Genomic DNA, 21,331 nt, shown 5'->3' with positions numbered 1-21,331 from the left:
AATGAACCGTGCAGCCGTAATATCCGTTCGTGACCTGACTCGTCAGATCAAATCCACATTGGAGAATGAGATACACCTGCAAAATATTTGGGTGAGGGGCGAGATTTCCAATTTTACTCACCATTCCAGCGGACATATGTATTTTACGTTAAAGGATGCGCACAGCCGGGTAAAAAGCATTATGTTCAGCTCAGCCAACCAGCGTATGAGCTTTTTGCCTAAGGAAGGTATGATGGTGCTGGCCAGGGGAAGTATCTCCATTTATGAAAGGGATGGGCAATACCAGTTCTATGTCCAGCAAATGCAGCCTGACGGCATAGGAAATCTGTATCTGGCATTCGAGCAATTAAAGAAAAAACTGGAGCAAGAAGGCTTGTTTGCAGCTTCGCGCAAACGTCCGATTCCCCGTTTTCCGCGTACTATCGGAGTAATAACTTCGCCGACAGGTGCGGCGGTCCGAGACGTGTTGACCACCCTTAAACGAAGATTCCCGGGGGTGCCCATATTGCTTTATCCTGTACTAGTCCAGGGGAAGCAGGCGGCTCCCTCGATAGTTAAAGCTATCGAAGTGATGAATCGTCACGGGGAAGCGGAAGTGCTGATCGTCGGCCGTGGAGGGGGATCGCTGGAAGAATTGTGGGCGTTTAACGAAGAAGCGGTCGCCCGCAGTATAGTCGCATCCCGGATCCCGGTCATATCGGCTGTCGGGCATGAGACGGACTACACCATAGCTGACTTTGTTGCGGATCTGCGGGCGGCAACGCCAACGGCTGCTGCTGAGCTGGCTGTTCCTCACTTTCTGGAGTTGAAGCAGCAGTTAAATCAGTATAAGGCCCGGATGCAGCGGGGGCTGTTCAAAATGCTGGAGGATTCGCGGATGCGCCTTGCGCGTTTGCAAAAGTCACCTAGCCTGACTAATCCTCACAGGCATTTGCAGCAGCCGCAGCAGCGGCTGGACCGGATCAAGGAGCAGCTGGCCTACCGAATACAGAGCAAGCTCTCTGCCGAGAAGCAAAGGCTAATTAAAGCCGAACGGAATTTGGGGGCTCATAATCCGAAGCAGCAAGCCGCCTTTTCCCGCAAGAGAGTAGAGGGTTCCAGCCGCCAGCTGATTCAAGCGATGAAGACAGTCATGAAGATGAAGCGCAGCGAGTTTTCCTCGCAGATTCGCCATTTGGACTCGTTAAGCCCTTTGAAGATCATGCAGCGGGGATATAGCTTGGTCTATGATGCGGAGGAACAAAGGCTGATCAATTCTATTGAGCAGGTTCAGCCGGGGGATTTGCTTAAAGTCAAGCTGACTGATGGCAAGCTGAATTGTCAGATTTGGGGAATGGAGGAGGATGAACAGAATGACAGCAGAAAAAACAGAGCTTAGTTTTGAGCAGGCGATGGACAAGCTGGAGCAAATAGTCTCCCGCCTGGAAACCGGAGACGTTCCATTGGAAAAAGCAATTGAATTGTTTCAGGAAGGCATGGAGCTTTCGCAATTATGTGGTCATAAGCTGGATCAAATAGAAGGTAAAATTGAGCTGCTGCTGGAGGAAAACGGTACGTTCAGCAAAAAGCCTTTTCTAGCCGAAACGGATGAGGGTGAGTCAATTTGACACAAGCAATGACAATAAAAGACTATATACAAAATGAAGCGCGGTTCGTGGAAGAACAGTTGCGGCACTTCCTGCCCTCTGCCTGGGACGTTCCCCAGCCGCTGAAGGAAGCTATGGCGTATTCCTTGCATGCAGGGGGCAAGCGTTTACGCCCTATTCTGGTATTGGCTGCAGCTGAATCCCTTGGCGGTAACCGGGAAGCGGCTTTGCCGATTGCTTGCGCTGTAGAAATGGTCCATACGTATTCCCTGATTCATGATGATCTTCCTGCCCTGGACAATGATGACTTCCGCAGAGGAATGCCAACTAACCATAAGGTACATGGGGAAGCCATGGCGATTCTTGCTGGTGATGCGCTGCTGACACATGCTTTTTATGTGGCTTCTGATGCATGCCTGAGAAGCGGTATCGCTCCCGAGCAAGGGCTCGCCCTGATTCGTGACTTTGCTGAATTCGCCGGTGCTAGAGGGATGGTTGGCGGCCAAGTGGCTGATATGGTGGGAGAGCAGGGGATTACCCGGCTCGAAGAGCTGCAATACATTCATACGCACAAAACCGGTGATTTGATTGTATTTAGTGTCAAGGCTGGCGGCCGTTTAGCAAATGCTAACGAAGAGCAGATGAAGGCGCTTGAGAAATTCGGACGCTCTATCGGCATGGCATTTCAAATATTGGATGATATCTTGGATATTACAGGTGATGAACAAAAACTTGGAAAGCCTGTAAAAAGCGATGAAAAACAGCAAAAAGTGACCTACCCTTATTTTATCGGCCTCGAGGAATCCAAAAAGCTGGTGCGGGAGCATACAGAAGCGGGCAAACAAGCGATAAACCAAGCGCATTTTCCTTTTCCGCAGAGACTTCTGGAATTGGCAGACTATATGATGGACAGGGATTATTGAGGAACGCGATTCGTTGAGTTCATTTTGAATGCTGTGCTATAATGATAAGCAATGACTATTGGCACGAACGAACGGTGCCTTTCAGGCTAATTTGCTCTATTCCATTCCTAGCTGGCTGTTAATCTTGCTTACGATATTTGTACATAGCAAGGATAGCTGCAGCGGCCTACTCAATGGAATTCATGGGTGTACAGGCCAGGGCAGACTGCCCTCACCGTTCCCTTATCAAAACATTTATCGAGGAGACTATGCAGTCAATGGGAAGCGAGGGAATGCATGTGCTTGAACGTATCAATCAGCCCGAAGACCTGAAGCGATTATCGATAGAAGAGTTGGAAGTGCTTGCTGAGGATATCCGTAAGTTTCTTGTCGAGAAGCTTTCAGTTACCGGTGGTCATCTCGCCCCTAATCTGGGTGTCGTAGAGCTGACTCTTGCAATGCACTATAGGTATGACAGCCCCCGTGATAAATTTATATTCGACGTGGGGCATCAATCGTACGTACACAAAATTTTGACAGGACGCAAGCATCTGTTCCATACCCTGAGAAAGTATAAAGGACTATGCGGCTTCGTGAAAAAATCGGAAAGTGAGCATGACGTATGGGAGGCAGGTCATAGCAGCACCTCCTTATCTGCGGCCATGGGGATGGCGGTTGCTCGTGATCTGCAAAAGGACGATTATCGTATCGTAGCGGTAATCGGTGATGGCGCCATGACCGGAGGTATGGCGCTGGAGGCGATGAACCACATCGGTCACGAAAAGAAGAAAATGACGGTTGTGCTGAACGATAACGAAATGTCTATAGCCCCTAACGTTGGAGCTATTCACAATTATTTGAGCAAATTGCGATCGGATAAGCATTACAAGAAAGCCAAGGAAGAGGTCGAGCATCTGCTGAAGAAAATCCCGGCGATCGGCGACTCTTTGGCTAAAACAGCTGAGAAGCTGAAGGATAGCTTGAAATATCTTGTAGTATCCGGAGTATTCTTCGAGGAACTGGGCTTTACTTACATTGGACCTATAGATGGGCATAATATTCCGCTTCTTCTGGATGCTTTTCAGCAGGCGGATAGAGTGGATGGGCCTGCCCTCATTCATGTTGTTACCGTTAAAGGCAAAGGATATCAGCCAGCGGAAGCCGATTCACAGAATTGGCATGGTGCAAGCTCTTACAAAATTGAGTCGGGCAAAATGCTTAAATCGGTCGGGCCGCCTATGTATACCGAGATATTCGGTAATACTCTAATTGAATTGGCCCAGAATGATCCGCGTATCGTTGCTGTTACTCCGGCAATGGCACCGGGTTCAGGGCTGCTTAAATTCGCGGAGCATTTCCCGGATCGCATGCTCGATGTCGGCATTGCTGAACAGCATGCAGCTACGTTGTGCGGGGCGCTTGCAGGTGAAGGCATGAAGCCGGTATTTGCGGTTTATTCGACCTTCTTGCAGAGAGCCTATGACCAGGTGGTTCATGATATTTGCCGCCAGAATCTGAATGTTGTATTTGCTATTGACCGTGCCGGATTTGTAGGTCCTGACGGAGAAACGCATCAAGGCGTCTATGACATAGCTTTCCTGAGAAGCATTCCGAACATGGTCATTATGATGCCGCACAATGAAAATGAGCTTAGACATATGCTCAAAACCGCGTTGGATTATAATGAAGGACCGATAGCGGTACGTTATCCGAGAATTAACGGAACAGGAGTTAAATTGGATGAGACATTCACGCCAATTCCGATTGGGTCCTGGGAAGTGACGCGGGAAGGTACAGGCTACGCGGTGCTCGCGGTAGGGCCTATGGTTGCCCTGGCAGAACAGGCAGCGGATCTGCTTAAACCGCAGGGCATTCATATTCGCGTCATCAATGCAAGATTTATTAAGCCGCTGGACGAAGCTATGCTTGAGCAGCTGTTCAAGGAAGGCTTAAGTGTCATTACGCTGGAGGAAGGAGCAGTGATGGGCGGATTCGGCAGTGCAGTGATGGAATATTACGCTCTAGGTGGTATGTACGGCATGCAGATTAAGCCGATTGGTATTCCAGACTATTTTGTCGAGCATGGAAGTATTGGAGAACAGCGGGCAGAGGTTGGATTAACGGCAGAGAATTTAGCGATGCAAATTCAGACTATGCTTCCGCGAAGCAAGAAAGTGAGAGCTTAAGGCGACAGGAGTGTCCAATGGGGTCAGAGAAAGAAAGAGTCGATGTTTTGTTGGTGGAGCAGGGGCATTTTGCCAGCCGGGAAAAAGCGAAAGCCGCGATTATGGCCGGAGTGGTGTATGTCGGTACGGAAAGAATAGAGAAGGCTGGTATGAAATGTCCACGGGATACCCGCTTTAACGTTAAAGGTGCCCCCCATCCTTATGTGGGCCGCGGCGGATTAAAACTGGAGAAGGCCATTCACTTTTTCTCCCTTGATCTCAAGGAAAAGGTGATGCTCGATATTGGAGCCTCGACTGGGGGATTTACGGACTGCGCGTTACAGAACGGAGCTCGTTACGTTTACGCGATTGATGTAGGCTACAACCAACTGGATTGGTCACTGCGTAACGACCCTCGAGTCAAGGTCATGGAACGAACCAATTTCCGATATTTGCGTCCGGAGGATCTGCAGGGTCCTGATGCTGATTTTGCGGCGATCGATGTCTCCTTTATTTCCTTAAAGCTGATACTGCCTCCCCTCATCCCTTTGCTGCAGGAGGATGGTCTGATCGTCGCCTTGATTAAGCCCCAGTTTGAGGCTGGGCGAGATAAGATTGGGAAATCCGGCGTCGTACGCGATATTGAAGTACACCGGGAAGTGCTCGCCGCGATACTATCCTTTGCGCAACAATTAGGTCTCCGTTTACGGGGGCTGACTTATTCTCCGATTACAGGGGGAGAAGGCAATATTGAATTTTTAGCCTGCTGGCAAAAAACGGATATGGCGTTGAATGACATCAAGCCTCCGCATGATGCAGACAACTGGATAGAGCAGGTCACCGCAGAAGCTGTAGCTGTGCATATGGAGAACCCATCCAAATGATGGGTTTTTTGTGCAGAAAGAGGATTTGCCGCACTTGACGAAGAAGAGGTAGACGGGGTGAACCAATGACAGGCAGTGATCGCTATGTATTTATTATCATTTTACTGTTGGTCGTTTATTTGCTTGTTAAAGGACTGCGCAAATGGCTGACTAAAGAAGATGAAGATGATCAGCCGAATAGATCAGAGATAGAAGTGGATGATGAAATTCCCGTCACCGAAGCGGTGCGTTTGCTGGAAAGTTCAGGCTATGAAGTAATGACGGTTAAAAGAAAAATCAACCTGAAGTTTATTGTCAACGATGAAGAAGAATACCAGAGCCGGTTATTTGTTGATCATTTTGTAAGGGATCATGAGGAAAAGCTGTACGCAGTCAAAATCGCCAAATCCAGACAGCCTTTGGAAATGACCGGAAGCCAGCTTCGCGACAAAATGATGGTTTATCCGCTTTTATTTTTGGAAATAGAGGGAGTATTGTACGTAGATCCGCTAACCCAAACGATAAAAAAAATCTATTTTGAGGTAGAAGGAGATTAAGCGAACATGAAAGGCCAACGCCACATTAAAATTAGAGAAATACTGTCCTCCCGGGAAATTGAGACCCAGGATGATTTGGTGTTTGCTCTGCGTGAATCGGGCTTCCCCGTGACCCAGGCTACTGTTTCTAGAGATATTAAAGAGCTGCAGCTAATTAAGACGCCACTGGAAGACGGCCGTTATAAATACTCGGTACCAACGGAAAAAAGCTTCAATCATCAAGTGCGTTTAAAAAGGGCATTAACCGACCATTTTGTGTCTATTGATTATACCGATAACTTGATTGTGGTCAAATGCATGCCGGGGACAGCCAATACGATCGGTTCGATCATCGATCATCTGGAGTGGGGCGAAGTGATGGGAACGATCTGCGGAGATGATACAATCCTCATTATTTGCCGCAGCAAAGAAGAAAGCCAGGCAGTTGTTAATCAAATTGTAGGAATGATTTCATAATCGCGGGGCAGGGGGAATCATGATGTTGCTTGAACTGTCTATACGCAATCTTGCTGTTGTGGAGTCCGTTCGGCTGACCTTTCGTCAGGGCTTCCATGTGCTAACTGGGGAAACCGGGGCAGGTAAGTCCATCATTATCGATGCTATGAGTTTAATTGCAGGAGGACGAGGCGCCTCTGATTTGGTGCGTCATGGTAGTGAAAAAGCGGAGATCGAGGCGTTATTTGAATTTGCGCCAGGGCATCCTGTGTGGGAGACATTGGACCGCCTGGGGATTGATACTCATGAGGAAGAGCACTTGATTATTCGCAGAGAGGTTTCCAGCCAAGGAAAGAGCATCAGCCGGATCAATGGACAGCTGGTCAACCTTTCTATGCTCCGTGAAGTAGGGGAATGGCTGATCAATATTCATGGACAGCATGAGCACCAATCTTTGCTAAAGGCTGAGCGGCATATTCAATGGCTTGACTTGTTCGGAGGCCCCGCTTTGCATTCTGCCAAACAGCGCTATACAGAAAGCTACCGTAAATTCAAGCAGCTGAATAAAGAAATCAAGCAGCTGATGGATTCCGCCAGACAAGCTATTCAGATGCAGGATCTTTACCGATTTCAAGTAGAAGAGATTGCTGCGGCCCAATTAAAAGCGGGAGAAGATGAATGGTTATTGGAAGAAAAGCGCAAGCTAGGAAATGCAGAGAAATTGACAGAGGCGGTGTCTTCTGCTTATGAGGCCTTGTACGGCAGCGGCAATGCGGTGCACGAAATCGGGAAGGCTGAACAGAAGCTGGAGGAAATGGTCCATGTTGACAGGGTGTCGCTGCAGCCTCTATTAGAGCAGCTGCGCAACGCTTATTATCAGCTGGAAGATGCGGCCCATCAGTTAAGGGATTACCGTGAGCAAATTGAATTTAACCCGGAACGGCTTGATGAGATAGAGCAGCGATTGGATCTCATAAGCTCCTTAAGGAGAAAATACGGGCAGACGCTCGGCGAAATTATTAGCTATCATGAGCGGATATCCGCAGAGCTCGCCCTTCTCGAGAACGAAGAGGAAAGTGTAAGCAAGCTTCAGCAGGAAGCCGAGGCTGAACGGGAGAGATTGGTCGTATATGCACAAGAGCTTTCCAGACTTCGAATGAAGACGGCCAAGAAGCTGGCGGTATCGATTGAGAATGAGCTTAAAGACCTGCACATGGAGAGAACTCGCTTTGCCGTGCATATTGAAAGGTGGTCTGGACAAGGGGGCTTCTCTGAGCACCATGATCCTGATTATGCTTTCACATCCTCGGGCATTGATCAAGTGGAATTTATGATTTCAGCGAATCCGGGGGAACCGCTAAGACCGTTGGGCAAAATAGCATCAGGCGGTGAGCTGTCACGCATTATGCTGGCCATGAAGGCCATTTTCTCGAAGCTTGACCGGATCCCGGTGCTTGTGTTCGATGAAGTGGATACGGGAGTCAGCGGTCGGGCAGCTCAGGCGATTGCCGAAAAAATGTCGCTGCTGTCAGCATCTTGTCAAGTTTTCTCGATTACCCATTTACCCCAGGTCGCCTGTATGGCTGACGCACATTTTCTTATTTATAAGGAAGTGGACAAGAAGAGAACGTTTACGCGTGTACAAGATCTGGATGAAGAGGATCGGGCCAGGGAGCTGTCCAGAATGCTCGGCGGGGTGGAAGTAACGGAAACAACCCTTCATCATGCCAAGGAAATGCTAAGAATGGCTGCCCGTTTCAAATCAGCCCAAACAGCATCAAACCTTTAATTTCCTTGTCTGCCGTGGCATCATTTACAGTTATAAAACGATTTGGCTGGGGTTAACTTATAGGTACGCTTTTGACGACATCACTCGTCAGGCCAGCAGAAGTAAGGGAGCGTGGTGTGTTTGTACCCCAGCAACAAAACAAGATGGTTTGGATTGCTTCTTGTCTTTTTAATTGCTTTATTCAGTATTTCCGCACCATTCCAAAGCTACGCCGCTTTTCCGAACGAGCTGAATTTCTTCTCGGGTCAGGACAAGCAGCTCGCTTTAACGATGCCGGTTTATGCGCAAGTGAACGTTAAGGACCCGGAAGTGGTGAAGGTCAACGGCTCTTCCCGTCCTTCTTTTGAGTTGAATTTGAAGGAGCCCTTCACTCTTCATTCCGAGCGGGCAGGGCAAACCGAAATGCAGCTCAAGCTGTTCGGCAAAATTCCGTTAAAGACCGTCAAAGTCAATGTCGTACCGGATTTGAAGGTCATTCCCGGCGGCCAGACCATCGGTGTCAAGCTGAAGTCATCGGGTATACTGGTTGTTGGTCATCACTTGGTGTCTGTTTCGGAAAATGAAAAAGTATCTCCGGGTGAATTAGCCAAAATCCAGGTCGGTGATTTGATCATGAAAATTAACGGTACTCCGGTCAAGGACGTGTCTAAGGTGGCAGAGTGGGTCGCAAAATCCGGAGAGTCCAAGCAGCCTCTTCAATTAACGGTCAAGCGCCAGAATGAAATCATGGAGCTTGAGCTGCAGCCAGCTTATGATTACATGGACAAAACTTATCGGCTCGGGCTTTATATTCGCGATTCCGCTGCGGGCGTAGGCACACTTACTTTTTATGCACCAGATCAAGGGGTATATGGCGCATTGGGTCATGTGATCACAGACATGGATACCCAGACCCCGATTGAGGTCGGTGGCGGTGAAATTGTACATTCGAACGTTACGTCGATCTCCAAAAGCCAAAATGGCGAGCCTGGAGAGAAGCGGGCACATTTTTTTAAAGAAAGCAAAAGAATTGGCACGATTGAGAAAAACACACCCTTTGGAATTTTTGGCAAAATGGTGGACAATCCCGATTATGGCATGACCAGCCAGCCGATCCCGGTCGCTTTCGCCGATGAGGTCAAGGAAGGACCAGCAGAGATTTACACCGTGGTCAATGGCCAGAAAGTAGAAAAATACGATATCGAAATTGCCCACGTAACCAAGCAGGATTATCCTGCAACCAAAGGGATGGTAATCAAAATTACCGACCCGAGACTGCTTGAAAAAACAGGCGGTATCGTTCAAGGCATGAGCGGCAGCCCCATTATTCAGAACGGTAAAATGATCGGTGCCGTAACTCATGTATTTGTGAATGATCCGAGCTCCGGTTATGGATGTTTTATCGAATGGATGCTGCAGGATGCAGGGGTTTTGGTTAAACCATCTGCCGGCTCTGCTTCTCAGCAGCAAGCAAGTTAACATGCGGGAGTGCCTGTCAGCAGGCGCTCCTGTTTCATTTAGAAAGTATAAAAAAAGCTAAATTTGTAAAATCATGACGAATTAGCGGGAGAAATGAATGAAAATATTTATTATAATGCAAAAGAGAAAAAAATGAAAGAAAAATAAATATCGACAGCAGGAAAACAATTGGTAGTGTCGAAATGTTTATATGGAAAATTTAGCAAATCCATTTAGTTATGAGGAGGATAAGATCTTGCACAAGATTGAAGTTCTGTTGGCCGATGACAACCGGGAATTTACGAACCTGCTATCCGAATTTATCGATAATCAAGGGGACATGGAAGTAACTGGTGTCGCCTATAATGGTAATGAAGTGCTTCGTCTTATAGAGGAGCAGAATAAAGTTCCTGATGTTCTCATTCTGGATATCATTATGCCTCACCTGGACGGATTAGGTGTGCTGGAAAAGCTGCGTGAGCTGAATTTATCCCCGGCACCCAAAATTATAATGTTAACCGCATTCGGACAAGAGACAATTACGCAAAAAGCAGTGCAGCTCGGGGCCTCTTATTACATCTTAAAACCGTTTGATATGGAGGTTCTCACGAACCGGATTCGTCAATTGGTTGGCAATGGTCAAGCGGTCACATCCTCCACGGCGAACACTCCGTCCAAACCGAATGTAGTCCCTATGAACAAAAGCCGTAATTTGGATGCTAACATAACAAGCATTATTCATGAGATTGGCGTACCCGCTCATATTAAGGGATATCAATACTTACGTGAAGCGATAACGATTGTCTATAACAACATAGAAATTCTGGGAGCCATCACGAAAACGCTTTATCCGGCGATTGCTGAACGTTACAAGACGACGCCATCCCGTGTCGAGCGTGCGATCCGCCATGCTATTGAGGTAGCCTGGACGCGCGGCAACATCGATTCCATCAGTCATTTGTTCGGGTATACGATAAACATATCAAAAGCGAAGCCTACCAACTCAGAATTTATTGCTATGGTGGCGGACAAGCTAAGAATTGAACACAAGGTTTCGTGAAAGGGTAAGCCTCAGCAGGAGCAGACACCTGAGGAATAATGGAAGCCAATGTCACTATACCGCTTATTCAGAGGTTTAGAAGCCTTGAATAAGCGGTATTATTATAACAGCCCCCATAAAGTGAAAAAAAGACGAACCTTAAAGGTCGTCTTAATTATGCTAGTTCATTTTTATTTGCCCATTATTCTGTTCATATACTCGGGAGCAGCAGCTAAAAGGGGAACCACTCTGCAAACTTGGCGTTAGGAAACAGCTCGTTCATTCCGTAGGAGGGGTAGGACGCGGGCGGGGTCGCGCTTTCTTTTCCTTAAAACGGGGAGCGACATAATTCCGCTTGCGGTCTCTGTAGAAGATCCATCCTGCAATAAAGGCGACACCGCCAAAAAAAAGAACAAAGCCGAGCAAAAATCGAAGCCATTGAAAGGATTGATCCGGCTGCCATTGGCTTAAAAATGCGTCTTTCATAGTAATAAATCCGTAAGTCGCCGCTATTCCTGGTACGGCAAGCAGCAGCGCAGCGATCATGCGGGAGATCAATAATCTCATGAGCACATCTCTCCTGATTCCGGTTATATCCGCGTATTTCTGAGCAGGCAATTTACATAATTGGATATCAATTATGCAAAATGCTTATCTATCATCATACAAATCCTCGGGAAAAAAAGAAAGCTTGTCCACGAATATTTCAAATTCACTATTTTTCCCGGCAGGAAAAAGAGTACAATAGAAGGGATTTGCTGTTCATAACAAAACTTAATTTTGCATGATGATAGGCCATGAGGTAACGGTCAGCAAGGAGGTAAATCATGTCCAAATCTTACGATATTGTTGTACTGGGCGGCGGCATTGGCGGTTATTCCGCAGCAATTCGGGCCGCTCAATTTGGAAAATCGGTTGCTATAGTAGAGCGGGACAAGCTGGGCGGCACATGTCTTCACAGGGGATGCATACCGAGCAAGGCTCTGCTGAAAAGCGCCGAATTGTACGCCAGGCTCAAAGAAGGTGATACTTATGGCATCACGGTTGGAGAAGTCGGCTTGAATTATGAAAAAGTGCTGGCAAGAAAAAATGATATCGTCGAGCAGCTGTACAAAGGTGTGCAGTATTTGATGAAGAAGAATAAAATCGATGTACTTAATGGGAATGGGAGAATCGTGCCTCCCTCGATTTTTTCACCCAAAAGCGGAACCGTTGCAGTCGAGCAGGAGGACGGAGAGACTATAACAGTAGAACCTGGACATTTGATTATCGCCACAGGCTCGAAGCCGCGTCTGCTCCCCGGTTTGGAGGCGAACGGTGAGACGATCTCCACAAGCGATCATGCGGTGCATTGGAATGAGCTTCCGCGATCAGTCATTATTGTCGGTGGCGGCGTGATCGGAGTTGAATGGGCTTCACTGCTGCATGACTTCGGTGTGGAAGTAACGATCGTGGAGACAGAGAGCCGTTTGCTGGCGCTGGAGGATGAGGACATTTCCAAAGAGCTGCAGAAGGAGTTCAGTAAACGGGGCATACAAGTGCTCACGGATACCCGGATAGATACGCATTCCATCAATACCGAAAAAGGACAGGTATCCTTATCAGCCAGCCGCAATGAGGAAACGATAGAGCTGAAAGCGGAAAAAATGCTTATTTCTGTAGGCCGTGAAGCAAATTTGGATCAGCTTGGTCTGGAAAATACAGATGTTAAGCTGGCTAACGGATTCGTTAAGGTCAATGCCAATCTGCAGACAGCAGAATCGCACATCTATGCTATAGGCGACTGTATAGGGGGAGTTCAGCTTGCTCACTCAGCAAGCTATGAAGGCATTGCAGCTGTCGATCATATTGTCGGTCAGAAGCCGCATCATTATCCTCCGCATCAAATACCAAGATGCACCTATGCTCGCCCGGAAAGCGCCAGTATAGGCTTTACAGAAAAGCAGGCTCGAGAGCAGGGGATATCGGTTCAAATCGCAAAAGTTCCCTTCCGGGCGATCGGCAAGGCGGTAATTTCAGGCGAGCCCGAAGGGTTTGCCAAGGTGATCGCCGATAAGGACAGCGGAGATTTGCTTGGCCTTCATCTTATCGGCCATCATGCCACCGATTTGATCTCGGAAGCGGCGCTGGCGCAGCTGCTGGACGCCACTCCCTGGGAGATGTCAATGACCATCCATCCGCACCCTTCAGCCTCGGAAATAATAGGCGAGGCGATGCTTGCCGTGCAGGGCAAATCGATGAGCTCGTAATATATTGGCGGTGTTTTATAGTCGAGCAGAAAGACCTCTATCTTTACAGGGTTCATCTATGCTATGATAAGACTAATGGCAAGTCTTAAGACCAGGTATTAAATTTTATGCCCCTGGCATATACTGCAATAGGAAACCAAGGAGGTCGGTACTTATGTCCGTCGGCCAATTAATGGAACACCGTTCTTTAGGATTAACTGATGAAGATGCGATTAAGATGTATACAAATATGCTAGCAGCCCGCAAATTTGATGAGCGCTGCTTGCTGCTTCAGCGTGCCGGGAAGGTTGCTTTTCACGTTTCAGGCATCGGTCAGGAAACTGCCCAGGTGGCTGCTGCGTTTGCCTTGGACCGGGATAAGGATTATTTTTTGCCTTATTATCGCGATTACGGCTTTGTTCTTTCCGTGGGGATGACGCTGCGCGAGTTGATGCTGTCCAATTTTGCCCGGGCGGAGGATCCTAATAGCGGAGGCCGGCAAATGCCAGGGCACTTCAGTCATAAGAAGCTGCGCATAGTGACGGGCTCAAGTCCCGTCACTACTCAGGTTCCTCACGCAGTAGGCTTTGCTTTGGCAGCCAAGATGAAACGGCAGGACTTTGTTTCTTTTGTTACGTTCGGCGAAGGCTCAAGCAATCAGGGGGATTTCCATGAAGGCTGTAATTTCGCCGGTGTTCACAATCTCCCGGTTATTCTGATGTGTGAGAATAATCAGTATGCGATTTCTGTGCCGCTGAAAAAGCAGGTGGCAGGCAACGTTGTCGACCGTGCTATTGGCTACGGGTTCAAAGGCGTCCGCGTAGATGGCAATAACGCACTGGAGGTTTATCGTACGGTCAAGGAAGCCAGGGAGCGGGCCGTTCGCGGAGAAGGACCGACACTGATCGAGGCGATGATGTACCGGATATCTCCGCATTCAACTGCGGATAACGATATGATGTATAGAACTAAGGAAGAAGTCGAGCATCACAAAGCGAAGGATGGTATTGTCCGCTTCAAATCGTACCTGATCGAATGCGGCCTGTGGGGCGAGGAGCAGGACGCCAGGCTTCACGAAGAGCTTGCCGCCCAGATCAAGGATGCAACGGAATATGCTGACCGTCAGCCTTATCCGGAACCGCAGGATTTAATGAATTATGTATACGCTCAGCCTGTGAAGGAGGATTAGGGAATGGCCGTCATTACTTATTTGGAAGCGATTCGTTCGGCGATGCAGGAGGAAATGGAGAGAGACGAGAATGTGTTCGTGCTCGGCGAGGATGTTGGAAAAAAGGGCGGAGTGAACAACGCAACGAAGCATTTGTATGATTTGTTTGGCGAGGAGCGGGTACTTGACACCCCGCTTGCCGAATCGGCGATCGCCGGAGTTGCCATCGGAGCGGCGATGTATGGAATGAGGCCGATAGCGGAGATGCAGTTTGCTGATTTTATCTTTCCCGCCACGAACCAGATTATTAGCGAAGCAGCCAGAATCCATTACCGTTCCAACGGAGACTGGGATTGTCCGGTTGTTATCCGTGCTCCTTACGGAGCTACGGGAGGTGGCGGTCTGTATCATTCGCAATGTCCGGAGTCGGTGTTTTTTGGTACTCCAGGACTGAAGCTTGTTGCGCCCTCCACTCCATACGATGCCAAGGGACTGCTGAAGGCAGCGGTTCGCGACCGTGATCCTGTCCTCTTTTTTGAACATAAGAAATGTTATTTGATGATCAGCGGTGAAGTGCCTGAGGACGATTTTATTGTGCCAATCGGAAAGGCGGAAGTGAAGCGCGACGGTGAAGACCTCACCGTTATAACTTACGGAGTAACGGTTCATTATGCCTTGAATGCTGCCAAGGAATTGTCGGAGGAAGACGGGATCGAGGCTCATGTGCTCGACCTGCGGACGCTGCAGCCTCTGGATAAAGAAGCTATTCTGAAAGCCGCGGCTAAAACTGGAAAAGTGCTGATCGTCCATGAGGATAATAAATCCGGAGGCGTCGGTGCAGAGGTATCCGCAATCATTTCGGAGGAGCTGTTTTTCGACCTGGATGCACCGATTATGCGTTTATGCGGTCCGGATGTGCCCGCGGTGGGCATGAATCCGGTGATGGAAAAGGAATTTTTGTTAAACACTGATAAGCTGAAAAGCGCAATGAAACAGTTAGCCTTGCTATGAGCTAATAGCAGGGCTTAAGCTAGGAGGTCCTATATGACACAAACCAAAGGACGCGAAGTGGAAGTTACTGTCCCCCAACTGGCGGAGACGCTTGTTTCCGCGACTGTAGGCAAGTGGCTGAAGCAGCCTGGAGATTACATTCAGCAATATGATGTTTTGTGTGAGCTGCTGACCGATAAGGTCAATGTGGAGATGCCTTCCACAGTGGAAGGGGTTATTAGCGAAATTAAGGTTCACGAGGGAGAAACGGCGGAGGTTGGACAGGTCCTCTGTGTGATTCGCGCTTCTGAAGAGGCCAATGCGGAAATGCCTTCGGCAAGCCAGGAAACGCCTTCCGGCGCAGCCCATAATGAAGAAGGGAATGCCCAGCCGGGCCAGGAGATGCGCGGAAGATATTCTCCAGCTGTCCTTAAGCTGGCCGCTGAGCACAGCATTGATTTGCAGCAAGTACAGGGAAGCGGACTTGGCGGGCGGATAACGCGCAAGGATGTCCTTGCCTTTGCCGGAAGCAGAACCGCAGACATAAATAAGCTTGCCCAGTCACCCGGATCCCCAGCCCAAGCCTCGTCCGCTGACAAAATGGAGACGAAGGATAAGGCCGCAGACGAAAGAGCATCCGGACTGCCTCCAGTACGTTCCAGCGGACTGCATTTGTCCCAGGATCCGCCTATTTCGTGGGTCAAGATGGAAGAGCAGGAACAGAAAAATGCGGGGGATCACTTCATTGATGTAAGCCCGATCCGCAACACTATAGCGAGCCGCACCCGCCAGAGCGTGTCGGAAATCCCGCATGCCTGGACGATGATTGAGGTTGATGTGACTAACCTGGTCGTTTTGCGCAACAAGTGGAAGGAAGAATTCAAGCGCAAGGAAGGAATCAATCTCACTTATCTGGCCTTTTTGCTGCGTGCTGTAGTGAGTGCCATCCGAGACTATCCGATCATGAACTCCGTCTGGGCGGTAGACAAAATTATAGTTAAGCGAGACATTAATCTGTCGTTGATGGTTGGCACCGAGGATATGGTTATCGCTCCCGTTATTAAAAATGCGGACCAGAAAAACATAGCCGGTTTAGCCAGGGAAATCGACAGCATCACCAAAAAAGCAAGAGCCGGAAAGCTCAGCTTGGACGACCTGCAAGGAGGAACCTTCAGTGTCAACAATACCGGTTCTTTCGGCTCTATCTTATCTTATCCGATTATTAATTATCCGCAGGCGGCTATTCTGACCTTTGAGTCTATTGTGAAAAAGCCTGTTGTTATTCAGGATATGATCGCGGTACGCTCCATGGTTAATCTTTGTCTGTCTTTGGATCACCGGATTCTAGACGGAGTTATCTGTGGCAGATTCCTTCAACGTGTTAAAGAAAATCTGGAAAGCTATACGGAAGACAGTCAGATTTACTGATTTATAAATTAGAAAATGTAACTGATGCCAAACATTAAACTGGTTAGCAGCATGCTGATAAGCATAAGATAGATAACCAGCTTGAACCACCACTTGTTTTTGGGCATGTTCTCAACTCCTCTTACCATATAATCAAGGGGAAGCCCAAGCGTTATTCATTCCGCTGCCTAGGCGGTAATAGAAACGCAGGAAAAGGGCAGCCTGTACAATAGATATACAACCATTGTACCTTATTAAACACGACGGAGGAAAGGCTCATGATCCAACAAAACCGATTAATTGAAGAGTTTATGGAGCTGGTTCAAATAGACAGCGAGTCCAAATACGAGGCGGAGATCTGCCGCGTGCTTAAGGAAAAATTCTCCTCTCTCGGTTTGGAGGTGGAGGAGGATGATTCCGCTGTCCGTTCCGGTCACGGGTCGGGCAACCTTATTTGCTATTTGCCGGCTTCGGGACAAGCCTCCGGGCCGTCCAAGGTACCAACGATTTTTTTCACCTCCCACATGGACACAGTGGCCCCGGGCAACGGTATCAAGCCGCAGCTGGATGAGGATGGAAAAATCCGCAGTGACGGCACAACCATTCTTGGCAGTGATGACAAGGCCGGGATTGCGGCGATGCTGGAAGCGATTAAGGTATTGCGTGAACAGGACATCGCCCATGGCCCTATCCAATTCATCATAACAGCAGGAGAGGAATCCGGGTTGAAGGGTGCCACCGCGATGAATCCGCAGCTGATGAAGGCTGAATTCGGCTATGCGCTTGATTCGAATGGCCATGTAGGGAAGATTGCTGTGGCCGCGCCATCGCAAGCCAAAATCGAAATCGTGTTCACCGGCCGTTCCGCCCATGCCGGGGTGAACCCCGAGGATGGCATCAGTGCAATTACCGTTGCCAGCAAGGCCGTTTCCAAAATGCCGCTGGGACGTATCGATCCTGAGACAACAGCCAACATCGGCAGCTTTATGGGAACAGGCCAGACGAATATTGTCTGTGACCAAGTGAAGCTGGAGGCAGAAGCCAGAAGCTTGGTGCAGGATAAGCTTGACAAGCAAATTGATGCGATGAGGCAAGCCTCAGAAGCCGCTGCTCAGGAGATGGGCGCTGCCGTCCAATTTGAGAGCGAGATAATTTATCCATCCTATAAGTATGATGAATCGGCTCCTGTCGTTGAACTTGCCGGCAAAGCCATCCGCAAAATCGGCAAAGAACCGGAGCTTTTTCATACAGGTGGCGGCAGTGATGCCAACATTTTTAACGGGATGGGGATCCCGACGGTTAATCTTGCCGTAGGCTATGAAAATATTCATACCACCAGCGAGCAAATGCCTGTAGCGGAGCTGGTTTCCCTAACTGAACTGGTAGTGGCGATTATCGTGGAGGTTGCGGCAAATAGCTAGGCAGCTTCTGCCGCCAGAGCTGGGGAGCCTGATTCCAGGCGTCTAATGACATAAGCACTTACCGCACGCACATAGCCGCGCGGCAGCGGGTCCATGGCTACTGGCGCCGAATCTTATGCAGCTCCGGGAAACTTGATTTCTGGAGCTGTTTTACATCGAGCATAAGCGTAACGTTTTTTAGAGGCAGGAGGAGAAACAAAACATGCAGTACAGCATATGGCAGGGACATACGATTAGATTGCGGGCAATGGAGCCTGAGGATGCGGATTGGTTTCACCGTTTTATCCAGGATGACGAGGTTACCCAGCATATTCAACAAATAGATTTTCCTCATTCCAAAGAAACCGTTCGACGGCAGATTGAGCATGAGGAAACGAGAAATGATCATGCTTACCAATGGATAGCGGAGAATCGGGAGGGAACGCGCATTGGCCTAATCTTTACTTATGATTGCGACCCCCGTGCCGGCACATTCTCCTATGGTATCGCTCTGCACAGAGAGCGTTGGGGCAAAGGCTATGCAGTAGAAATGATTAAACTGGTGCTTGTCTTTTATTTTTTCGAACTCAGGTATCAGAAAGTAAATGCAAAGGTATACTCGTTTAATGACAGGGGAATCCGGCTGCATGCCAAGCTTGGATTTACTAAAGAAGGCGCATTAAGGAGAATGGTATACACCAGCGGCCAATATCACGATTTGCTGTGCTACGGCATGACCAGGGAAGAATTTGAAGCAATTTTTCCTGGATAATCGGGCTGTTACGAATAGAGAAGCAGGGACAACACGAGTAAAGCAGGCCCATGAAGCATTCGAATAATAAGGGGAATCTTGGATGAACAAATATTTGAGACCTGAATATGTTGCGGTGCTTGCCTCACTGTTGATTCTTAGCGTTATTTTGCTGTTCAAGCCACTGATCGGGATGGCTAATAACGGAGATTTCGAAAGGATCATGACATCGGCCTCTCTGTCCTATGCCACTGACGATCGCGAGGAAAAATACTTTAACTATTTCATCAGCCGCTTTCCGATTACCGGTGAAATCTGGACAGCGATCCCAACCTATCTTTCTTCGCAGGTTATATTGGTCAAGCTTGCGACCTGGATTAGCCAATTGTTTACTCCAGGTTGGCTTGATATCAGATTTTTAGCATTGCTGTACATGCTTCTGCTTTCCGCTGCTTTTTATTGTATTATCCGTTCGGTACCGGCACAATATCGGGCAGTACGCTGGACGCTGGCGATTATGCTGATAGTGGTCTTTGCAGATGCCGGTTATGCCGCTTATTTCAATTCATTGTTCGGCGAGCCGGTATCCTTGGTGTTTCTGTTACTTCTCATGGGCTTTGCCATGGCCATATCCAGGCAGGTTCATCAGCGCAGCGTACAAGAGTTGCAGCGGGAGGAACAGCACTCCGGTTCGCAATTTGAGGAGGGGCAGCGTTCGGATGAAGGCGGGCAGGTACGGAATTCAAGAAAAAGCACCCGCACAGAGCAGCGTACAGAGCGGGCGAAGGCAAAGCGCAGTGAACGCACTCAATGGTGGCTGCTGGCAGGGTTTTACCTGGCAGGCATATTTGTAGTCGGGGCCAAGGTGCAGAACGCGCCGGTAGTGCTGATCCTGCTATTAATCGGTATTAGATTATGGGGATTAAGCCCGGCAAAGCTATGGAAGGCAGCGGTGGTTACCGGGTCGGCGCTGCTTGTGCTCACCTCAGTTGCTGCCTACACGGCGATTAATAAAGATATCAAAGTGATTAATCAATTTCAAACGGTATTTTACGGGATTTTAAAAACATCTGAAACTCCGGAGGAAGACTTGCGGGAGCTTGGTTTAAATCCGGATTGGGCCGTGCTTGCCGGCTATAATTATTTTGTGCCCGACATGCCGCTAGATATTAAAGACCCTGAATTTGAGGCAGAGCTTCGCGAGCATATCAGCCATTCCAAAGTTGCTTTGTTTTACTTGAAGCATCCGCAGCGCTTCTGGAATATTCTATCGATCGCTGCCGAACACGCATTTACGATCAAACCAACGTATATGGGCAATTATGAAAAAGAAGAGGGCCAGTCTCCGGGCGCTCTCTCTCATGCCTTTACTTTATACAGCAAGGCAAAGCTTCATCTGCTTCCGAAGTCGATGGCCTTAATCATAGTCTCTTACCTTGTATTTGGTCTTATCTGGATTAGCGAGTATGTAAAAAAACGCAGCCGTGCCCGGCGTCTTGCGCTTGAAATGATTATGGGCGTGGCCATCATCGGCTTGATTCAACTCGTTGTCCCTGTTATCGGAGACGGGCTGGCTGATCTGGAAAAGCATTTATTTATGTTCAATGTAACGTGGGATATGATGACGGTTGCCGTCGCTGCCTGGATCGTCCATACTCTGGTGGAGCGGAGAAAAAGAATCAACAAGCTGCTTAATTCTGCCTGAGCTTCAGGTGTTATGGCGGCAGCTAGTGTCGTTTAGGATTTAAACCGACTCGATAGCGAACGGGCCTGTCCATTAATAGGTGATGAAGGAGACAGCCAATCATTCAGCGTAATATTGCCTTGTTGATTATGCTTAACTTCACGCTGAAGATAGGTCCGGACCTCCCACGCTTTGCCAACTAGCTTCAGCTGCCCCTTGGTGCGATATGCTTTCATAGGTAGCCCCCACTTTCTTCTTGTAATCAGACCTGGTGAAATCATGTATACTTACAAGGTATGGAGAGTGGGGACAAGTTATACCTGTCACGAGCATCTATTTATTTTTCTTGGAATCGAGGGGAATTCTATGACATCCTATAAACCAACTGAATTTGAAGAAGTTACGATAGCTACAAAGCCTATTTTTCAAGGTCAAGTGATCTCTTTGCAGGTGGACACCGTTCGCCTGCCTAATGGTCAGACCGCCTCCCGGGAAATCGTGCGCCACCCGGGTGCGGTTTGCGTGCTTGCTGTCATTGACGGCAAGCTACTTGTAGTCGATCAGTATCGTAAGCCTTTGAACAAGATGCAGCTGGAAATTCCGGCAGGCAAGCTCGAGCCTGGAGAGCAGCCGGAGCTGACAGCCAGGCGGGAGCTTGAGGAAGAAACGGGCTACCGCTGCGGATCTCTCAAGCATATCCACTCATTTTATACTTCGCCGGGTTTCGCCGACGAGCTGTTGCATCTATACTGGGCGGAAGATTTGCAGCCGGGGACGGCAAGTCCGGACGAGGATGAATTTTTGCAGGTGGAGCTGATAACGCTGGAAGAAGCCAAAACCTGCATCAGGCAGCAGCGGATTAGCGATGCGAAGACGATAACGGCGATCTATGCCTGGCAGCTCTATCAGCTAACTGGAGAATGGTAGAGC

The 21,331-nt window shown here is 48.6% G+C and carries 21 protein-coding genes; 18 read left to right on the top strand and 3 right to left on the bottom strand.

Annotation, left to right across the window (positions count from 1 at the left end; genetic code table 11):
* Position 1: 1 nt before the first annotated feature.
* The 10 genes from xseA to spo0A all read left to right on the top strand — a co-directional run bounded on the left by xseA (position 2) and on the right by spo0A (position 10,794).
* Positions 2-1,378: an exodeoxyribonuclease VII large subunit gene (gene xseA / locus PSHG_RS14620; RefSeq protein ID WP_010274038.1), complete on the top strand. Its 1,377-nt coding sequence runs from the start codon at positions 2-4 to the stop codon at positions 1,376-1,378.
* A complete protein-coding gene (gene xseB / locus PSHG_RS14615) occupies positions 1,353-1,607 on the top strand; it encodes an exodeoxyribonuclease VII small subunit (RefSeq protein ID WP_010274037.1) in 255 nt (84 codons plus the stop codon). The genes xseA and xseB overlap by 26 nt, the downstream gene beginning before the upstream one ends.
* Positions 1,604-2,509, top strand: coding sequence for a polyprenyl synthetase family protein (locus PSHG_RS14610; RefSeq protein WP_010274035.1), 906 nt, complete (start codon positions 1,604-1,606; stop codon positions 2,507-2,509). The genes xseB and PSHG_RS14610 overlap by 4 nt, the downstream gene beginning before the upstream one ends.
* A gap of 257 nt (positions 2,510-2,766) precedes the next feature.
* Positions 2,767-4,674 (top strand): 1-deoxy-D-xylulose-5-phosphate synthase, encoded by a 1,908-nt coding sequence (gene dxs, locus PSHG_RS14605; RefSeq protein ID WP_010274032.1) that lies wholly within the window; start codon positions 2,767-2,769, stop codon positions 4,672-4,674.
* A gap of 17 nt (positions 4,675-4,691) precedes the next feature.
* A complete protein-coding gene (locus tag PSHG_RS14600) occupies positions 4,692-5,537 on the top strand; it encodes a TlyA family RNA methyltransferase (protein WP_010274031.1) in 846 nt (281 codons plus the stop codon).
* Positions 5,538-5,602: 65 nt separating this feature from the next.
* Positions 5,603-6,073, top strand: coding sequence for a hypothetical protein (locus PSHG_RS14595; protein WP_010274029.1), 471 nt, complete (start codon positions 5,603-5,605; stop codon positions 6,071-6,073).
* 6 nt (positions 6,074-6,079) lie between these two features.
* A complete protein-coding gene (gene ahrC, locus PSHG_RS14590) occupies positions 6,080-6,529 on the top strand; it encodes a transcriptional regulator AhrC/ArgR (protein ID WP_010274028.1) in 450 nt (149 codons plus the stop codon).
* A 22-nt stretch (positions 6,530-6,551) separates the two neighbouring features.
* The gene (recN, locus tag PSHG_RS14585) at positions 6,552-8,297 is read left to right on the top strand and encodes a DNA repair protein RecN (RefSeq protein ID WP_010274027.1); all 1,746 of its coding nucleotides are present in this window, start codon (positions 6,552-6,554) and stop codon (positions 8,295-8,297) included.
* Between the two features lie 120 nt (positions 8,298-8,417).
* Positions 8,418-9,755: a SpoIVB peptidase gene (gene spoIVB, locus PSHG_RS14580; protein ID WP_010274026.1), complete on the top strand. Its 1,338-nt coding sequence runs from the start codon at positions 8,418-8,420 to the stop codon at positions 9,753-9,755.
* A 235-nt stretch (positions 9,756-9,990) separates the two neighbouring features.
* Positions 9,991-10,794 (top strand): sporulation transcription factor Spo0A, encoded by an 804-nt coding sequence (gene spo0A, locus PSHG_RS14575; RefSeq protein WP_010274024.1) that lies wholly within the window; start codon positions 9,991-9,993, stop codon positions 10,792-10,794.
* A 258-nt stretch (positions 10,795-11,052) separates the two neighbouring features.
* Here the strand turns inward: spo0A and PSHG_RS14570 are convergent, their stop codons facing one another.
* Entirely contained in the window at positions 11,053-11,340 is a 288-nt protein-coding gene (locus tag PSHG_RS14570) for a DUF2627 domain-containing protein (protein WP_010274022.1), read from the bottom strand.
* 260 nt (positions 11,341-11,600) lie between these two features.
* On the opposite strand from PSHG_RS14570, the gene lpdA reads away from it, so the two are divergent.
* From lpdA to PSHG_RS14550, 4 genes are all read left to right on the top strand, one after another.
* Positions 11,601-13,022 (top strand): dihydrolipoyl dehydrogenase, encoded by a 1,422-nt coding sequence (gene lpdA / locus PSHG_RS14565; protein ID WP_010274020.1) that lies wholly within the window; start codon positions 11,601-11,603, stop codon positions 13,020-13,022.
* A 154-nt stretch (positions 13,023-13,176) separates the two neighbouring features.
* Positions 13,177-14,190, top strand: coding sequence for a thiamine pyrophosphate-dependent dehydrogenase E1 component subunit alpha (locus PSHG_RS14560; protein WP_010274018.1), 1,014 nt, complete (start codon positions 13,177-13,179; stop codon positions 14,188-14,190).
* Between the two features lie 3 nt (positions 14,191-14,193).
* Complete coding sequence (locus PSHG_RS14555) at positions 14,194-15,180, top strand: alpha-ketoacid dehydrogenase subunit beta (protein WP_010274015.1); 987 nt, start codon at positions 14,194-14,196, stop codon at positions 15,178-15,180.
* 33 nt (positions 15,181-15,213) lie between these two features.
* Entirely contained in the window at positions 15,214-16,587 is a 1,374-nt protein-coding gene (locus tag PSHG_RS14550; RefSeq protein ID WP_010274014.1) for a dihydrolipoamide acetyltransferase family protein, read from the top strand.
* 8 nt (positions 16,588-16,595) lie between these two features.
* On the opposite strand, the gene prli42 is transcribed toward PSHG_RS14550, so the two are convergent.
* The gene (prli42, locus tag PSHG_RS30565) at positions 16,596-16,694 is read right to left on the bottom strand and encodes a stressosome-associated protein Prli42 (RefSeq protein WP_157213455.1); all 99 of its coding nucleotides are present in this window, start codon (positions 16,692-16,694) and stop codon (positions 16,596-16,598) included.
* Positions 16,695-16,844: 150 nt separating this feature from the next.
* Between prli42 and PSHG_RS14540 the strand changes: the two genes are divergently transcribed.
* The 3 genes from PSHG_RS14540 to wsfD all read left to right on the top strand — a co-directional run bounded on the left by PSHG_RS14540 (position 16,845) and on the right by wsfD (position 20,422).
* On the top strand, positions 16,845-17,987 hold the full coding sequence (locus PSHG_RS14540) for a M20/M25/M40 family metallo-hydrolase (RefSeq protein ID WP_010274012.1): 1,143 nt from the start codon (positions 16,845-16,847) through the stop codon (positions 17,985-17,987).
* 202 nt (positions 17,988-18,189) lie between these two features.
* The gene (locus PSHG_RS14535) at positions 18,190-18,738 is read left to right on the top strand and encodes a GNAT family N-acetyltransferase (RefSeq protein WP_010274011.1); all 549 of its coding nucleotides are present in this window, start codon (positions 18,190-18,192) and stop codon (positions 18,736-18,738) included.
* A gap of 82 nt (positions 18,739-18,820) precedes the next feature.
* Positions 18,821-20,422 carry a glycan biosynthesis hexose transferase WsfD gene (gene wsfD, locus PSHG_RS14530; RefSeq protein WP_010274010.1) on the top strand — a complete coding sequence of 534 codons (1,602 nt, stop codon included), beginning with the start codon at positions 18,821-18,823 and terminating at the stop codon, positions 20,420-20,422.
* A gap of 32 nt (positions 20,423-20,454) precedes the next feature.
* Here the strand turns inward: wsfD and mciZ are convergent, their stop codons facing one another.
* On the bottom strand, positions 20,455-20,637 hold the full coding sequence (mciZ, locus tag PSHG_RS14525; RefSeq protein WP_010274008.1) for a Z-ring formation inhibitor MciZ: 183 nt from the start codon (positions 20,635-20,637) through the stop codon (positions 20,455-20,457).
* Positions 20,638-20,767: 130 nt separating this feature from the next.
* Between mciZ and PSHG_RS14520 the strand changes: the two genes are divergently transcribed.
* On the top strand, positions 20,768-21,328 hold the full coding sequence (locus tag PSHG_RS14520) for an NUDIX hydrolase (protein WP_010274006.1): 561 nt from the start codon (positions 20,768-20,770) through the stop codon (positions 21,326-21,328).
* Positions 21,329-21,331: the final 3 nt, after the last annotated feature.

The sequence above is a fragment of the Paenibacillus senegalensis JC66 genome (assembly GCF_000285515.1).
Lineage (GTDB): Bacteria > Bacillota > Bacilli > Paenibacillales > NBRC-103111 > Paenibacillus_L > Paenibacillus_L senegalensis.
The sequence above is the reverse complement of the archived record's forward strand: the minus strand, read 5'-3'. Positions and strand labels throughout refer to the sequence as shown.

Bases quoted from the DNA above. Each gene is read 5' to 3' on its own strand.
- xseA (WP_010274038.1), top strand. From the start codon at position 2: ATGAACCGTGCAGCCGTAATATCCGTTCGTGACCTGACTCGTCAGATC.
- xseB (WP_010274037.1), top strand. From the start codon at position 1,353: ATGACAGCAGAAAAAACAGAGCTTAGTTTTGAGCAGGCGATGGACAAG.
- dxs (WP_010274032.1), top strand. From the start codon at position 2,767: ATGGGAAGCGAGGGAATGCATGTGCTTGAACGTATCAATCAGCCCGAA.
- PSHG_RS14600 (WP_010274031.1), top strand. From the start codon at position 4,692: ATGGGGTCAGAGAAAGAAAGAGTCGATGTTTTGTTGGTGGAGCAGGGG.
- PSHG_RS14595 (WP_010274029.1), top strand. From the start codon at position 5,603: ATGACAGGCAGTGATCGCTATGTATTTATTATCATTTTACTGTTGGTC.
- ahrC (WP_010274028.1), top strand. From the start codon at position 6,080: ATGAAAGGCCAACGCCACATTAAAATTAGAGAAATACTGTCCTCCCGG.
- recN (WP_010274027.1), top strand. From the start codon at position 6,552: ATGTTGCTTGAACTGTCTATACGCAATCTTGCTGTTGTGGAGTCCGTT.
- PSHG_RS14570 (WP_010274022.1), bottom strand. From the start codon at position 11,340: ATGAGATTATTGATCTCCCGCATGATCGCTGCGCTGCTGCTTGCCGTA.
- lpdA (WP_010274020.1), top strand. From the start codon at position 11,601: ATGTCCAAATCTTACGATATTGTTGTACTGGGCGGCGGCATTGGCGGT.
- PSHG_RS14560 (WP_010274018.1), top strand. From the start codon at position 13,177: ATGTCCGTCGGCCAATTAATGGAACACCGTTCTTTAGGATTAACTGAT.
- PSHG_RS14555 (WP_010274015.1), top strand. From the start codon at position 14,194: ATGGCCGTCATTACTTATTTGGAAGCGATTCGTTCGGCGATGCAGGAG.
- PSHG_RS14550 (WP_010274014.1), top strand. From the start codon at position 15,214: ATGACACAAACCAAAGGACGCGAAGTGGAAGTTACTGTCCCCCAACTG.
- prli42 (WP_157213455.1), bottom strand. From the start codon at position 16,694: ATGCCCAAAAACAAGTGGTGGTTCAAGCTGGTTATCTATCTTATGCTT.
- PSHG_RS14540 (WP_010274012.1), top strand. From the start codon at position 16,845: ATGATCCAACAAAACCGATTAATTGAAGAGTTTATGGAGCTGGTTCAA.
- PSHG_RS14535 (WP_010274011.1), top strand. From the start codon at position 18,190: ATGCAGTACAGCATATGGCAGGGACATACGATTAGATTGCGGGCAATG.
- wsfD (WP_010274010.1), top strand. From the start codon at position 18,821: ATGAACAAATATTTGAGACCTGAATATGTTGCGGTGCTTGCCTCACTG.
- mciZ (WP_010274008.1), bottom strand. From the start codon at position 20,637: ATGAAAGCATATCGCACCAAGGGGCAGCTGAAGCTAGTTGGCAAAGCG.
- PSHG_RS14520 (WP_010274006.1), top strand. From the start codon at position 20,768: ATGACATCCTATAAACCAACTGAATTTGAAGAAGTTACGATAGCTACA.